The sequence below is a fragment of the Leclercia sp. EC_58 genome (genome assembly GCF_019584355.1).
GTDB lineage: Bacteria > Pseudomonadota > Gammaproteobacteria > Enterobacterales > Enterobacteriaceae > Enterobacter.
This window is the reverse complement of the sequence record NZ_VDAM01000001.1, coordinates 1,313,501-1,328,443: the sequence shown is the minus strand read 5'-3', so window position 1 is coordinate 1,328,443 and position 14,943 is coordinate 1,313,501. Positions and strand designations below refer to the sequence as shown.

General features: G+C 52.3%; 11 protein-coding genes and 4 tRNA genes. 2 read left to right on the top strand and 13 right to left on the bottom strand.

Going from position 1 to position 14,943, the window contains the following annotated elements; genetic code table 11:
- The first annotated feature begins 115 nt into the window (after window positions 1–115).
- A complete protein-coding gene (locus FHC51_RS06550; RefSeq protein ID WP_103825467.1) occupies window positions 116–421 on the top strand; it encodes a PTS sugar transporter subunit IIB in 306 nt (101 codons plus the stop codon).
- Window positions 422–424: 3 nt separating this feature from the next.
- Window positions 425–742 carry a PTS lactose/cellobiose transporter subunit IIA gene (locus FHC51_RS06545; protein WP_039028884.1) on the top strand — a complete coding sequence of 106 codons (318 nt, stop codon included), beginning with the start codon at window positions 425–427 and terminating at the stop codon, window positions 740–742.
- 118 nt (window positions 743–860) lie between these two features.
- Here FHC51_RS06545 and rpoC read toward each other — a convergent pair whose 3' ends face one another.
- From rpoC to FHC51_RS06480, 13 genes are all read right to left on the bottom strand, one after another.
- On the bottom strand, window positions 861–5,084 hold the full coding sequence (gene rpoC, locus FHC51_RS06540; protein WP_103825466.1) for a DNA-directed RNA polymerase subunit beta': 4,224 nt from the start codon (window positions 5,082–5,084) through the stop codon (window positions 861–863).
- A 76-nt stretch (window positions 5,085–5,160) separates the two neighbouring features.
- On the bottom strand, window positions 5,161–9,189 hold the full coding sequence (gene rpoB / locus FHC51_RS06535) for a DNA-directed RNA polymerase subunit beta (protein ID WP_103177801.1): 4,029 nt from the start codon (window positions 9,187–9,189) through the stop codon (window positions 5,161–5,163).
- 318 nt (window positions 9,190–9,507) lie between these two features.
- Window positions 9,508–9,873 carry a 50S ribosomal protein L7/L12 gene (rplL, locus tag FHC51_RS06530; protein ID WP_103177800.1) on the bottom strand — a complete coding sequence of 122 codons (366 nt, stop codon included), beginning with the start codon at window positions 9,871–9,873 and terminating at the stop codon, window positions 9,508–9,510.
- Window positions 9,874–9,939: 66 nt separating this feature from the next.
- Window positions 9,940–10,437 (bottom strand): 50S ribosomal protein L10, encoded by a 498-nt coding sequence (rplJ, locus tag FHC51_RS06525; RefSeq protein ID WP_004097644.1) that lies wholly within the window; start codon window positions 10,435–10,437, stop codon window positions 9,940–9,942.
- 289 nt (window positions 10,438–10,726) lie between these two features.
- The gene (gene rplA, locus FHC51_RS06520; RefSeq protein WP_103177798.1) at window positions 10,727–11,431 is read right to left on the bottom strand and encodes a 50S ribosomal protein L1; all 705 of its coding nucleotides are present in this window, start codon (window positions 11,429–11,431) and stop codon (window positions 10,727–10,729) included.
- A 3-nt stretch (window positions 11,432–11,434) separates the two neighbouring features.
- Window positions 11,435–11,863, bottom strand: coding sequence for a 50S ribosomal protein L11 (rplK, locus tag FHC51_RS06515; RefSeq protein WP_004097640.1), 429 nt, complete (start codon window positions 11,861–11,863; stop codon window positions 11,435–11,437).
- Window positions 11,864–12,017: 154 nt separating this feature from the next.
- A complete protein-coding gene (gene nusG, locus FHC51_RS06510; RefSeq protein WP_003862341.1) occupies window positions 12,018–12,563 on the bottom strand; it encodes a transcription termination/antitermination protein NusG in 546 nt (181 codons plus the stop codon).
- Between the two features lies 1 nt (window position 12,564).
- Complete coding sequence (gene secE, locus FHC51_RS06505; RefSeq protein WP_003862342.1) at window positions 12,565–12,948, bottom strand: preprotein translocase subunit SecE; 384 nt, start codon at window positions 12,946–12,948, stop codon at window positions 12,565–12,567.
- A gap of 229 nt (window positions 12,949–13,177) precedes the next feature.
- Window positions 13,178–14,362: an elongation factor Tu gene (gene tuf, locus FHC51_RS06500; protein ID WP_059307073.1), complete on the bottom strand. Its 1,185-nt coding sequence runs from the start codon at window positions 14,360–14,362 to the stop codon at window positions 13,178–13,180.
- Between the two features lie 118 nt (window positions 14,363–14,480).
- Window positions 14,481–14,556 (bottom strand) — tRNA-Thr (locus tag FHC51_RS06495).
- Between the two features lie 6 nt (window positions 14,557–14,562).
- A tRNA-Gly gene (locus FHC51_RS06490) sits at window positions 14,563–14,637 on the bottom strand.
- A 117-nt stretch (window positions 14,638–14,754) separates the two neighbouring features.
- A tRNA-Tyr gene (locus FHC51_RS06485) sits at window positions 14,755–14,839 on the bottom strand.
- Between the two features lie 8 nt (window positions 14,840–14,847).
- A tRNA-Thr gene (locus FHC51_RS06480) sits at window positions 14,848–14,923 on the bottom strand.
- Between the last annotated feature and the right edge of the window lie 20 nt (window positions 14,924–14,943).

The following is a 14,943-nucleotide window of genomic DNA, read 5'->3' as shown; positions in this document are numbered from 1 at the left end:
GTTTCAGAAAATGCAGGTTTCTTTGTGATGCTTCACACACAATCGCGGTAACGCGGTTGTCGTAACGGACAGTGCGGGATAATTATCAATAAACACATGTACATTGGGGCTGACTATGAAGAACATCGTTTTATGCTGTGCAGCGGGAATGTCCACCAGCATGCTGGTTCAACGCATGAAAGACGCCGCGCAGAAAAAAGGGGTCGACGTAACCATTAAAGCCGTACCGGTTGCTGAGTTTAAAGATGAAATCGCCGCAGCCGACATTATTTTGCTTGGCCCGCAGGTCAAATATGAACTGAATAATCTTCAGGCCCAGGCGGAACCGCTGGGTAAGAAGGTCGCGGTTATCGACATGATGGATTACGGCATGATGAAAGGTGATGCCGTACTGGAAAAAGCCCTTAAACTGCTGGAGTGAACCATGGAAGATTTAGAAACGATCATTATGGAATTGCTGGTGAATGCCGGTGCAGCCCGTAGCTCAGCATTAACCGCGCTGCAGATGGCGCGTAAAGGTGATTTTGCCGAGGCTGAAAAAGCGATGGAAGAGTCACGGGAGTTCGTCAAACAGGCGCATTCTATCCAGACTAAATTGATTGGTCTTGATGAAGGCACCGGCAAGCTACCGGTAAATCTGATCACCGTTCACTCGCAGGATCACCTGATGAACGCGATGGTCATTCAGGATCTGGCCGGGGATATGATCGAGCTGTATCGCCGTTTGCCGCTGGTGAACTAACACCGAACCGTAGACCGGGTAAGCGTAGCGCCACCCGGCAACAATCGCACCAGACTCGCCGTACATCAGACAAAAAAAAACCCGCCGAAGCGGGTTTTTTAATGAGCTGACTTAACGATTACTCGTTGTCAGAACCGCCCAGGCCTGCGTTCAGCAGCTCTGCCAGGCTGGCAGAGGCATCTTCAGCAGTTACCTGCGGTGCAGCAGGGATTTCACCCGCTGCGCGACGGCGCATACGATCCTGGTGGTAGGCATAACCGGTACCAGCCGGGATCAGACGACCCACGATAACGTTCTCTTTCAGACCGCGCAGTTCGTCGCGTTTGCCCGCAACGGCTGCTTCGGTAAGCACACGAGTGGTCTCCTGGAACGATGCCGCGGAGATGAAGGACTCGGTTGCCAGAGACGCTTTGGTGATACCCAGCAGATCGCGCGCGAAGGACGCACCGATTTTGCCATTCGCTTCCAGATCGCGGTTAGCAATCTTAACGCGAGAGTATTCAACCTGCTCACCTTCGAGGAAGTCGGAGCTACCGGCATTCACGATGGTGGCTTTACGCAGCATCTGACGAACGATAACTTCGATGTGCTTATCGTTGATCTTAACGCCCTGCAGACGGTAAACGTCCTGTACTTCGTTGGTGATGTAACGCGTTACCGCGTGTACGCCACGAAGACGCAGAATGTCGTGCGGCGCTTCCGGACCGTCGGAAACCACGTCACCACGTTCTACACGTTCACCTTCAAACACGTTGAGCTGACGCCATTTTGGAATCATCTCTTCGTACGGATCGCTGCCATCCAGCGGCGTGATCACCAGACGGCGCTTCCCTTTGGTCTCTTTACCGAAGGAGATGATACCGCTGATTTCAGCCAGGATTGCCGGCTCTTTCGGACGACGTGCTTCGAACAGGTCCGCAACGCGTGGCAGACCACCGGTAATATCCTTGGTACCGCCGGATTCCTGAGGAATACGCGCCAGGGTGTCACCAGAGCTGATCTGTACGCCATCTTCCAGCTGAACAATCGCTTTACCTGGCAGGAAGTACTGAGCCGGCATATCGGTGCCTGGGATCAGAACGTCGTTGCCGTTAGCATCAACGATTTTCAGGGCCGGACGCAGATCTTTACCACCCGAGGTACGTTCTGCAGAGTCCAGAACCACCAGGGAAGAGAGACCGGTCAGTTCGTCGGTCTGACGAGTAATCGTCTGGCCGTCGATCATATCGGTGAAGCGAATGAAGCCCGCCACTTCGGTGATAACCGGCATGGTGTGCGGATCCCAGTTTGCTACGGTTTCGCCGCCTGCAACCTGCTCGCCGTCGCCTTTCGCCATCACAGCACCGTAAGGCACTTTATAGCTCTCTTTGGTACGACCGAATTCGTCGATCAGCTTCAGCTCGGTGTTACGGGAAGTGATAACCAGTTTACCGCTGGAGTTCACAACCGACTTCGCGTTGCTGAGCTTGATGCTACCTTTGTTTTTCACCTGGATGCTGGATTCAGCAGCCGCACGAGATGCCGCACCACCGATGTGGAACGTACGCATCGTCAGCTGTGTACCCGGTTCACCGATGGACTGTGCCGCGATAACACCGATTGCTTCACCTTTGTTGATGATGTGGCCACGCGCCAGGTCACGACCATAGCAGTGCGCACAAACACCAAAGTCGGTGTCACAGGATACAACGGAACGTACTTTCACGGAGTCAACAGAGTTCACTTCCAGCAGATCACACCACTGCTCGTTCAGCAGAGTGTTACGCGGAACCAGAATGTCTGCAGTGCCCGGCTTCAGAACGTCTTCAGCGGTCACACGACCCAGTACGCGATCGCGCAGCGGCTCTTTAACATCACCACCCTCGATAACCGGGGTCATGGTGATACCTTCGAGGGTGCCACAATCGTCTTCGGTAACAACCAGGTCCTGCGCAACGTCTACCAGACGACGCGTCAGATAACCGGAGTTAGCTGTTTTCAGTGCGGTATCCGCCAGACCTTTACGCGCACCGTGCGTGGAGATGAAGTACTGGAGTACGTTCAGACCTTCACGGAAGTTCGCGGTGATTGGCGTTTCGATGATGGAGCCATCTGGCTTCGCCATCAGACCACGCATACCTGCCAGCTGACGAATCTGTGCTGCAGAACCACGCGCACCGGAGTCGGCCATCATGTAGATGCTGTTGAAGGAGACCTGCTGCTCTTCTTTACCTTCACGGTTGATTACCGTTTCGGTCTGCAGGTTGTCCATCATCGCTTTGGATACACGATCGTTCGCCGCTGCCCAGATATCGATAACTTTGTTATAGCGTTCGCCTGCGGTTACCAGACCAGACTGGAACTGCTCCTGGATCTCAGCAACTTCAGCTTCCGCTTCAGAGATGATCTCGTGTTTCTTCTCTGGGATGACCATGTCATCGATACCAACAGATGCACCTGAACGCGCTGCATATGCAAAGCCGGTGTACATTGTCTGGTCAGCGAAGATAACAGTCGGCTTTAGACCCAGAATGCGGTAACAGGTGTTCAGCATTTTGGAGATCGCTTTCTTACCCAGCGCCTGGTTGACGATGGAGAAAGGCAGACCTTTCGGTACGATCATCCACAGAATGGCACGGCCAATGGTCGTGTCTTTCAGGCTGGTTTTCGCAACGAATTCGCCGTTTTCATCTTTTTCGTATTCAGTGATACGCACTTTAACGCGCGCATGCAGAGAGGCCAGGCCAGCGCGATAAATACGCTCAGCTTCTTTCGGGCCAGTCAGCACCATGCCTTCGCCTTTGGCGTTAACACAGTCACGGGTCATGTAGTACAGACCCAGTACAACGTCCTGAGAAGGAACGATGATTGGTTCACCGTTCGCTGGAGACAGGATGTTGTTAGTAGACATCATCAGCGCACGCGCTTCGAGCTGGGCTTCCAGCGTCAGCGGTACGTGAACAGCCATCTGGTCACCATCGAAGTCGGCGTTATAGGCCGCACAAACCAGCGGGTGCAGCTGGATAGCTTTACCTTCGATCAGTACTGGCTCAAATGCCTGGATACCCAGACGGTGCAGGGTTGGTGCACGGTTCAGCAGTACCGGGTGTTCGCGGATCACTTCGTCCAGGATATCCCAAACGACAGCTTCTTCACGCTCAACCATTTTCTTAGCGGCTTTGATGGTGGTGGCGAGGCCACGCAGTTCCAGCTTGCCGTAGATGAACGGTTTGAACAGCTCCAGTGCCATTTTCTTCGGCAGACCGCACTGATGCAGACGCAGGTATGGACCTACGGTGATTACAGAACGACCGGAGTAGTCAACACGCTTACCGAGCAGGTTCTGACGGAAACGACCCTGCTTACCTTTGATCATGTCGGCCAAAGATTTCAGAGGACGTTTGTTAGAACCGGTGATCGCACGACCGCGACGACCGTTATCCAGCAGGGCATCTACCGCTTCCTGCAGCATACGTTTTTCGTTGCGTACGATGATATCTGGCGCAGCCAGATCCAGCAGACGTTTCAGACGGTTGTTACGGTTAATGACGCGACGATAGAGATCGTTCAGGTCAGACGTCGCGAAACGACCACCATCCAGCGGAACCAGCGGACGCAGATCTGGCGGCAGAACCGGCAGAACGGTCAGGATCATCCACTCTGGTTTGTTACCAGACTGAACGAACGCTTCCAGCAGTTTGATACGCTTGGTCAGCTTTTTACGCTTGGTTTCGGAGTTGGTTTCGTTCAGCTCTTCACGCAGCTGCTCGCACTCTTGCTCCAGATCCATGCTCTTCAGCAGGGCCTGGATTGCTTCCGCACCCATCTTCGCGTCGAATTCGTCACCGAACTCTTCCAGCGCGTCCAGATACTGCTCTTCGGTCAGGATCTGGTTACGTTCCAGATTGGTCATGCCGCCTTCGATAACCACATAGGATTCGAAGTAAAGAACACGTTCGATATCGCGCAGCGGCATATCCAGCAGCAGGCCGATACGGGACGGCAGAGATTTCAGGAACCAGATGTGGGCAGTCGGAGACGCCAGCTCGATGTGGCCCATGCGCTCACGACGCACTTTAGTCTGGGTCACTTCAACGCCGCACTTCTCACAGATCACACCACGGTGTTTCAGGCGCTTGTACTTACCGCACAGGCACTCGTAATCTTTTACTGGCCCGAAAATACGCGCACAGAAAAGGCCGTCACGCTCAGGTTTGAACGTACGGTAGTTGATGGTTTCCGGCTTTTTAACTTCACCGAAAGACCATGAACGGATCATGTCTGGCGAGGCCAGAGCAATTTTGATCGCATCAAACTCTTCGGTTTTAGTTTGCGCTTTCAGAAACTTTAATAAGTCTTTCACGGATTTGCTCCCGTCGGAGTTAGCACAATCTGGTGTCGGGAGTTACCCCGACACCAGTGACCTGTTTGAGCGAGAGTTACTCGTCTTCCAGTTCGATGTTGATACCCAGCGAACGAATCTCTTTCAACAGTACGTTGAAGGACTCTGGCATGCCCGGTTCCATCTGATGGTTGCCGTCCACGATGTTTTTATACATCTTGGTACGACCGTTCACGTCATCAGACTTAACGGTGAGCATTTCCTGCAGGGTGTATGCTGCGCCGTATGCTTCAAGCGCCCACACTTCCATCTCCCCGAAGCGCTGACCACCGAACTGCGCCTTACCACCCAGCGGCTGCTGAGTAACCAGGCTGTAAGAACCGGTAGAACGCGCGTGCATCTTGTCATCAACCAGGTGGTTCAGTTTCAGCATGTACATGTAGCCAACGGTTACCTGGCGCTCGAACTGCTCACCGGTACGACCGTCGAACAGAGTGATCTGGCCAGAACTTGGCAGGCCACCCAGCTGTAACAGTTCCTTGATTTCAGACTCTTTCGCACCATCGAAGACTGGCGTTGCGATTGGCATACCCTTACGCAGGTTTTCAGCCAGACGCATCACTTCTTCATCGCTGAAGGTGTTCAGGTCGACTTTCTGGCAAACGTCGGTACCCAGATCGTACGCACGCTGGATGAATTCGCGCAGTTTCGCGACTTCCTGCTGCTGTTTCAGCATGGCGTTAATCTTGTCGCCGATACCTTTCGCAGCCATACCCAGGTGGGTTTCAAGGATCTGACCGATGTTCATACGAGACGGTACGCCCAGTGGGTTCAGTACGATGTCTACCGGCGTGCCGTTTTCATCGTAAGGCATATCTTCGATCGGGTTGATCTTAGAGATAACACCCTTGTTACCGTGACGACCCGCCATCTTATCACCAGGCTGGATCTGACGTTTAACGGCCAGATAAACCTTAACAATCTTCAGCACGCCCGGTGCCAGATCGTCGCCCTGAGTGATTTTGCGGCGTTTCGCTTCGAGTTTCTTCTCGAACTCGTGTTTCAGTTCGTCATACTGCTCAGCCAGCTGTTCCAGCTGATTTTGTTTCTCTTCGTCGGCCAGGCCCAGTTCCAGCCAGCGGTCACGCGGCAGCTTGTCGAGCTTCTCAGCTTCAACACCACCGGAAACCAGCACCGCGTAGATACGACCAAACAGGCCAGCTTCAAGGATCTGCAGCTCTTCAGACAGGTCTTTCTTAGCCTGCTTCAGCTGCATCTCTTCGATTTCCAGCGCACGTTTGTCTTTTTCTACGCCATCGCGAGTAAAGACCTGTACGTCGATAACCGTACCGGAAACACCGTTCGGTACGCGCAGAGAAGAGTCTTTAACGTCAGACGCTTTCTCACCGAAGATCGCGCGCAGCAGTTTCTCTTCTGGCGTCAGCTGGGTTTCACCTTTCGGCGTTACCTTACCAACCAGAATGTCGCCGCCGGTCACTTCCGCGCCGATGTAAACGATACCGGATTCATCCAGTTTGGAGAGCGCTGCTTCACCCACGTTAGGGATGTCAGCGGTGATCTCTTCTGGCCCCAGCTTGGTGTCACGGGACACACACGCCAGTTCCTGGATGTGAATAGTGGTGAAACGATCTTCCTGAACCACACGCTCGGAGACGAGGATGGAGTCTTCGAAGTTGTAACCGTTCCACGGCATGAACGCTACGCGCATGTTCTGACCGAGCGCCAGTTCACCGAGGTCGGTGGACGGACCGTCTGCCAGCACGTCGCCGCGCTCAACTGGCTCACCCAGAGATACGCAAGGCATCTGGTTGATACAGGTGTTCTGGTTAGAACGGGTGTATTTGGTCAGGTTGTAGATGTCGATACCCGCTTCGCCTGGGTACATCTCGTCTTCGTTAACTTTGATAACGATACGGGATGCATCCACGTACTGAACGGTACCGCCACGTTTAGCAACTGCAGTTACACCGGAGTCAACGGCAACAGCACGTTCCATACCGGTACCAACCAGCGGCTTATCAGCACGCAGAGTCGGAACCGCCTGACGTTGCATGTTCGCACCCATCAATGCACGGTTGGCGTCATCGTGTTCCAGGAACGGGATCAGGGACGCACCGACGGAAACCACCTGCTGGGTGGAAACGTCCATGTAGTCAACCTGGTCGTTGCTGAACAAGCTGGATTCACCTTTGCTACGGCAGGTAACGAGGTCATCAACAAAGCGACCTTCTTCGTCCAGGTTGGTGTTCGCCTGGGCGATAACGTAGTTACCTTCTTCGATAGCAGACAGGTAGTGAATTTCGTCGGTTACAACACCGTCAGTCACTTTACGATACGGGGTCTCGAGGAAACCGTATTCGTTCGTCTGTGCGTACACGGACAGGGAGTTGATCAGACCGATGTTTGGACCTTCAGGCGTTTCGATTGGACATACGCGACCGTAGTGGGTCGGGTGTACGTCTCGAACTTCGAAGCCTGCGCGCTCACGGGTCAGACCGCCTGGGCCGAGTGCAGAGATACGACGCTTGTGCGTAATCTCAGACAGCGGGTTGTTCTGGTCCATAAACTGAGACAGCTGGCTGGAACCAAAGAACTCTTTCACTGCCGCGGAGATCGGCTTGGCGTTGATCATATCCTGAGGCATCAGGGTATCCAGATCGCCCAGAGACAGACGCTCTTTCACCGCACGCTCTACACGTACCAGGCCAACGCGGAACTGGTTTTCCGCCATTTCACCTACGGAACGGATACGACGGTTGCCGAGGTGGTCGATATCGTCCACTTCGCCTTTACCGTTACGGATATCGATGAGCTTCTTCATCACTTCGATGATGTCTTCTTTGCTCAGGATACCGGAACCTTCGATCGTGTCACGCAGCAGAGAACGGTTGAACTTCATACGACCAACCGCGGAGAGATCGTAGCGGTCTTCGGAGAAGAACAGGTTCTCGAACAGGCTTTCAGCCGCTTCGCGAGTTGGTGGCTCACCAGGGCGCATCATGCGGTAGATTTCTACCAGCGCGCTCAGACGATCGGTGGTTGGGTCGACACGTACGGTTTCGGACATGTACGGACCGTGGTCCAGATCGTTGGTGAACAGCGTTTCGATACGCTTGTGGCCAGACTGGCTCAGCTTAGCCAGCAGATCCAGGCTCAGCTCCATGTTCGCTGGGCAGATCAGCTCGCCAGTAGATGCATCAACGTAGTCTTTTGCTGCAACTTTGCCAGCAATGTACTCAACCGGAACTTCGATGTGTTTGATTTCATCTTTTTCCAGCTGACGGATGTGGCGCGCAGTAATACGGCGGCCTTTTTCCACATACACTTTGCCGTTGGCTTCGATGTCGAACGACGCGGTATCACCACGCAGACGCTCTGGCACCAGTTCCATTTGCAGCTTGTTGTCGCGAATTTCAAAGACAACTTTCTCAAAGAACAGATCAAGAATCTGCTCAGTGGTGTAGTTCAGCGCACGCAGAATGATGGTCGCAGGCAGTTTACGACGACGGTCGATACGGACAAACAGGTTGTCTTTCGGATCGAACTCGAAGTCCAGCCAGGAACCACGGTAAGGAATGATACGCGCGTTATACAGTACTTTACCGGAAGAGTGCGTTTTACCTTTATCGCTGTCGAAGAAGACGCCCGGGCTACGGTGCAGCTGGGAAACGATAACACGCTCAGTACCGTTGATAACGAAAGTACCGTTGTCGGTCATGAGCGGAATTTCGCCCATGTAGACTTCTTGTTCTTTGATGTCTTTAACGGTGCCTTCCGGCGCTTCGCGCTCGTAGATCACCAGACGCAGTTTAACGCGCAGCGGTGCCGAGTAGGTCACGCCACGGATCTGACATTCCTGAACGTCAAATACCGGTTCGCCAAGGCGGTAGCTGACGTATTGCAGCTCGGAGTTACCGCTGTAGCTCTTAATCGGGAATACGGAACGGAAGGCTGCTTCCAGGCCGTACTGCCCTTCAGGATCTTGCTCGATAAACTTCTGGAACGAGTCAAGCTGGATAGAAAGGAGATATGGAATGTCCAGAACTTGTGGACGTTTACCAAAATCCTTACGAATACGTTTTTTCTCGGTATAGGAGTAAACCATAGGGTTCCTCAGCTCGCTGACAAGTCGACCCATCTGTCCATTGGCGGACAGTTTGTGCAACACCATTTTGTTGATCGGAAAATCGAACACTTTCCGCAATGCCTGTTGCTATCACGCTTAAACCATTTCATTGCGATTTACCCAGAGCGAGCACCCTGTCGCAGTATATTAAGTCGTCGATAGAAACAAGCATTGTCAGGACAACCAGCAGTCAAACAGTGTGAAACGCTACTGGCGCCTTACAGCGCAAAAAGGCTGGTGACCAAAAAGTCACCAGCCATCAGCCTAATTTCTCAGGCTGCAACCGGAAGGGTTGGCTTATTTAACTTCAACTTCAGCGCCAGCTTCTTCCAGAGATTTTTTCAGTGCTTCTGCGTCGTCTTTGCTCACGCCTTCTTTCAGCGCAGCTGGAGCAGATTCTACCAGGTCTTTAGCTTCTTTCAGACCCAGGCCAGTTGCAGCACGTACTGCTTTGATTACAGCAACTTTGTTCGCGCCAGCAGCTTTCAGAACTACGTCGAATTCAGTTTTTTCTTCAGCAGCTTCAACCGGACCAGCAGCTACAGCTACAGCAGCAGCAGCGGAAACACCGAATTTTTCTTCCATTGCAGAGATCAGTTCTACAACGTCCATTACGGACATAGCGGATACTGCTTCAATGATTTGATCTTTAGTGATAGACATTTAAATTGTTCCTGAAAATCAGAATAAGTTTATACGTAAGCGAATACTTGATAAAGAGGACTGCTATTAAGCAGCTTCTTTCGCATCGCGAACAGCAGCCAGAGTGCGAACCAGTTTGCCAGCCGAAGCTTCTTTCATGGTTGCCATCAGGCGTGCAATTGCTTCTTCGTAGGTCGGCAGGGTTGCCAGGCGATCGATTTGCGATGCCGGGATCAACTCACCTTCAAAGGCTGCAGCTTTAACCTCGAATTTTGCATTCGCTTTCGCGAACTCTTTGAACAGACGAGCAGCAGCGCCCGGGTGTTCCATAGAGTATGCAATCAAGGTTGGACCAACAAACGTGTCTTTCAGGCACTCGAAAGGAGTACCTTCAACTACGCGGCGCAGCAGGGTGTTACGAACAACACGCATGTAAACGCCAGCTTCACGACCTGCTTTACGCAGTTCAGTCATTTTATCTACAGTAACGCCACGGGAATCCGCAACTACTGCAGACAGCGCGCCTTTGGCTACTTCGCTGACTTCAGCAACAATCGCTTGTTTGTCTTGAAGATTTAAAGCCATTAGCTTTGCTCCTGGATGTTTGCCAGGGCTCATGCCCTGGAACTCACTTCACTCTTCCCAACGGGAAGAGCGTCTAAATACGGTGAGCAGAAACAAGCCAGAGTATCAAAAAATAATCTTAGCGTTCTGTCACCGTCTACGCAGGGGATTAAGCCTCTTGCGAGACACCTGCGGTCTTCGACGGAGGCCTGGATAGGCCAGGCTCCAACGAACAATTCGGTTACCCGCTAACCTGAGTTAGCAAACGTGGGCGAAGATTGTAGACAAATTCGCCGCCCACGTAAAGGTATTAGTTTGCAGCAGCGCTCAGGCCGGCCTGGTCAACTGCAACACCTGCACCCATGGTGGTGGAGATGCTAACTTTCTTGATGTACACGCCTTTCGCCTGAGTTGGTTTTGCTTTTTTCAGCGCAACCAGCAGAGCTTCCAGGTTTTCTTTCAGTTTGTCAGCGTCAAAGTCCACTTTACCGATGGTGGTGTGGATGATGCCGTTTTTGTCGTTACGATAACGAACCTGACCTGCTTTAGCGTTCTTAACCGCTTCAGCAACGTTAGGGGTTACAGTACCCACTTTCGGGTTTGGCATCAGGCCGCGTGGACCCAGAACCTGGCCCAGCTGGCCAACAACGCGCATTGCATCTGGAGATGCGATAACAACGTCAAAGTTCATTTCGCCTTTCTTGATCTGGTCAGCCAGATCTTCCATACCTACCAGCTCAGCGCCTGCAGCTTTAGCAGCTTCAGCGTTTGCGCCCTGGGCAAATACGGCTACGCGAACGGAACGGCCAGTACCGTGTGGCAGTACAGTTGCACCACGTACGTTCTGATCAGATTTACGAGCGTCGATACCGAGGTTTACAGCAACGTCAACGCTTTCAACGAACTTAGCGGTAGCCAGTTCTTTCAGCAGAGCGATAGCTTCGTTGATTTCGTACTGTTTGGTCGCATCAACTTTGTCACGGATCACGGACATGCGCTTGGTCAGTTTAGCCATTTCTTAGTCCTCCACTACCAGGCCCATGGAACGTGCAGTACCTTCGATGGAGCGAGTCATCGCTTCAATGTCGGAACCAGTCATGTCGGCAGCTTTGGTCTGCGCGATTTCCTGCAGCTGAGCGCGGGAAATTTTACCTACTTTGTCTTTGTTCGGCTTGCCGGAACCAGACTTGATACCAGCCGCTTTTTTCAGCAGAACTGCTGCCGGCGGGGTCTTGGTAACGAAAGTGAAAGAACGGTCAGCGTAAACAGTGATTACGACTGGGATTGGCAGACCTTTTTCCAGGGATTCGGTTTTTGCGTTGAACGCTTTACAGAATTCCATGATGTTCACACCCTGCTGACCCAGAGCTGGACCAACTGGTGGACTTGGGTTCGCCATACCAGCTGCAACCTGCAGCTTGACGTAGGCTTGTACTTTCTTAGCCATTCTAAAATCCTCTGATTGGGTTATAGCGCCTCAAGGAGGCTCCCCGTGATAAAATTCGTTTTACGGATTGCATCCATAAAAACAAAAGGCGCGAAATTGTATTCCAATCTCGCGCCCTGTGCAACGTTTAAATCGTCGCTTTTTTGATCGCTGCTTAGGCTTTTTCTACCTGAGCGAAGTCCAGCTCTACCGGGGTCGCACGACCGAAGATAGAAACAGAAACTTTCAGGCGGGACTTCTCATAGTCCACTTCTTCAACCACACCGTTAAAGTCAGCAAACGGACCGTCATTAACACGTACCATTTCACCCGGTTCAAACAGCGTTTTCGGACGCGGCTTATCACCAACCTGCTGCAGGCGGTTCATAATCGCATCAACTTCTTTATCGCTGATTGGCGCCGGACGGTCAGACGTGCCGCCGATAAAGCCCATTACGCGCGGTACGCTGCGCACTAAGTGCCAGCTTGCGTCGTTCATCACCATCTGAACAAGCACGTAACCCGGGAAGAATTTGCGCTCGCTTTTGCGACGCTGGCCGCCACGGATCTCGACCACTTCTTCGGTCGGAACCATAACTTCACCAAACAACTCTTCCATGTTGTGTAATTTGATATGCTCACGCAGCGACGTTGCTACGCGGCCTTCAAAACCGGAAAACGCCTGAACGACGTACCAGCGCTTTTTAGGGGCTTCAGACATCTCAGAACCTCAGGCCAGTGATAAAGGATACCAGGCGAACCAGAATACCATCCAGTCCCCACAGGATCAGTGACATTACAGCGGTAACCGCAGCTACAATCAGCGTGGTGTGCAATGTTTCCTGGCGAGTCGGCCAAATGACCTTACGGACTTCCGTTCTCGCTTCGCGGGCAAAAGCGACGGTCGCTTTACCTTTGGTCGTCAACAGCGCGACACCACCCGCTGCAGCAATCAGAATTACCACTGCCAGCGCGCGTAGCGGCAGCATCATGTCACGATAAAGGTAGTTGCCCACGATTGCTACGATCAACAATACGGCTACTACTACCCATTTCATCGCTTCCAGGCCGCGCCCGCTCCCTTGAGCTTCGGTATTCGCACTCATAAACCAACCTGTCAGAAGTATTCTACAAACATTTTCACCCCGCGAGCGCGAGGCAAACCAAATCGAAATGCTAATTCGCTTTTCGGATTATACGCTCTCTGCAGAGCCTGTCTCAGCAATGATTATGACAAAAATAATCACTGATGAGCCAGGTTCTGATGTGAAAGCGTGCAAAAAGGGCATCAAATGATGCCCTTTTCATGCGCATTGCGTCAAATGTTATCAGCAATTAGCCGAGAACTTTAGCAACCACGCCCGCGCCAACGGTACGGCCGCCTTCGCGGATTGCGAAACGCAGGCCATCGTCCATTGCGATTGGGTGGATCAGGGTAACAACCATTTTGATGTTGTCGCCTGGCATTACCATCTCAACGCCTTCTGGCAGTTCGATGGTACCGGTCACGTCAGTAGTACGGAAGTAGAACTGTGGACGGTAGCCTTTGAAGAACGGAGTATGACGGCCGCCTTCGTCTTTGGACAGGATGTACACTTCAGATTCGAACTTGGTGTGTGGCTTGATTGAGCCTGGCTTCGCCAGAACCTGACCACGTTCGATTTCTTCACGTTTGATACCACGCAGCAGAACACCAACGTTCTCACCAGCACGGCCTTCGTCCAGCAGTTTGCGGAACATTTCAACGCCAGTACAGGTAGATTTCGCAGTATCTTTGATACCAACGATTTCAACTTCTTCACCAACTTTGATGATACCGCGCTCTACACGACCGGTAACAACGGTACCACGACCGGAGATGGAGAATACGTCTTCGATTGGCAGCAGGAACGGCTTGTCGATAGCACGCTCTGGTTCTGGGATGTAAGAATCCAGGTAGCCAGCCAGTTCGATGATTTTCTCTTCCCACTCAGCTTCGCCTTCCAGCGCTTTCAGAGCAGAACCACGAACGATTGGGGTATCGTCGCCTGGGAAATCGTACTGAGACAGAAGTTCACGAACTTCCATTTCTACCAGTTCCAGCAGCTCTTCGTCATCAACCATGTCGCATTTGTTCAGGAACACGATGATGAAAGGAACGCCTACCTGACGACCCAGCAGGATGTGCTCACGGGTCTGAGGCATTGGGCCGTCAGTCGCAGCAACAACCAGGATCGCGCCGTCCATCTGCGCAGCACCGGTGATCATGTTTTTAACATAGTCGGCGTGGCCTGGGCAGTCTACGTGTGCGTAGTGGCGAGTCGGGGTGTCGTATTCAACGTGAGAAGTGTTGATGGTGATACCACGAGCTTTTTCTTCTGGTGCGTTATCGATCTGGTCGAATGCGCGAGCAGAACCACCGTAGGTTTTTGCCAGAACGGTAGTGATTGCAGCGGTCAGCGTTGTTTTACCATGGTCAACGTGGCCGATAGTACCGACGTTAACGTGCGGTTTTGTACGTTCAAACTTTTCTTTAGACATCGATTGTCCCTCTAAGACACGGATAAATCGGTGATATCACCACATCAACCAGGCGAAATGCCTGAACTGTTGAATACATTTAAATTGAAACAGAGAGAAATGGGAGGGAGAAGTGAAGTGGTGCTGATACCCAGAGTCGAACTGGGGACCTCACCCTTACCAAGGGTGCGCTCTACCAACTGAGCCATATCAGCACGTATTGGAGCGGGCAGCGGGAATCGAACCCGCATCATCAGCTTGGAAGGCTGAGGTAATAGCCATTATACGATGCCCGCATCCTGAAACTCGGCTACCCAGTTCTTTCTGTAACAAAAAAAGAGATTTCTCTCTTTTTAAGTTCGAGCTGGTTAATTTTTTCAACCAACTCCGGCGGCGTTAACGCTGCCAGAAAGTGGTGGTGGGGGAAGGATTCGAACCTTCGAAGTCTGTGACGGCAGATTTACAGTCTGCTCCCTTTGGCCGCTCGGGAACCCCACCGGACTTGATGGTGCCGACTACCGGAATCGAACTGGTGACCTACTGATTACAAGTCAGTTGCTCTACCTACTGAGCTAAGTCGGCATCAAGTAGCGCGCATTCTA

Excerpts from the sequence above, each read along its gene's own strand:
- FHC51_RS06550 (WP_103825467.1), top strand. The coding sequence starts at position 116 with ATGAAGAACATCGTTTTATGCTGTGCAGCGGGAATGTCCACCAGCATG.
- FHC51_RS06545 (WP_039028884.1), top strand. The coding sequence starts at position 425 with ATGGAAGATTTAGAAACGATCATTATGGAATTGCTGGTGAATGCCGGT.
- rpoB (WP_103177801.1), bottom strand. The coding sequence starts at position 9,189 with ATGGTTTACTCCTATACCGAGAAAAAACGTATTCGTAAGGATTTTGGT.
- rplL (WP_103177800.1), bottom strand. The coding sequence starts at position 9,873 with ATGTCTATCACTAAAGATCAAATCATTGAAGCAGTATCCGCTATGTCC.
- rplJ (WP_004097644.1), bottom strand. The coding sequence starts at position 10,437 with ATGGCTTTAAATCTTCAAGACAAACAAGCGATTGTTGCTGAAGTCAGC.
- rplA (WP_103177798.1), bottom strand. The coding sequence starts at position 11,431 with ATGGCTAAACTGACCAAGCGCATGTCCGTGATCCGTGACAAAGTTGAT.
- rplK (WP_004097640.1), bottom strand. The coding sequence starts at position 11,863 with ATGGCTAAGAAAGTACAAGCCTACGTCAAGCTGCAGGTTGCAGCTGGT.
- nusG (WP_003862341.1), bottom strand. The coding sequence starts at position 12,563 with ATGTCTGAAGCCCCTAAAAAGCGCTGGTACGTCGTTCAGGCGTTTTCC.
- secE (WP_003862342.1), bottom strand. The coding sequence starts at position 12,948 with ATGAGTGCGAATACCGAAGCTCAAGGGAGCGGGCGCGGCCTGGAAGCG.
- tuf (WP_059307073.1), bottom strand. The coding sequence starts at position 14,362 with ATGTCTAAAGAAAAGTTTGAACGTACAAAACCGCACGTTAACGTCGGT.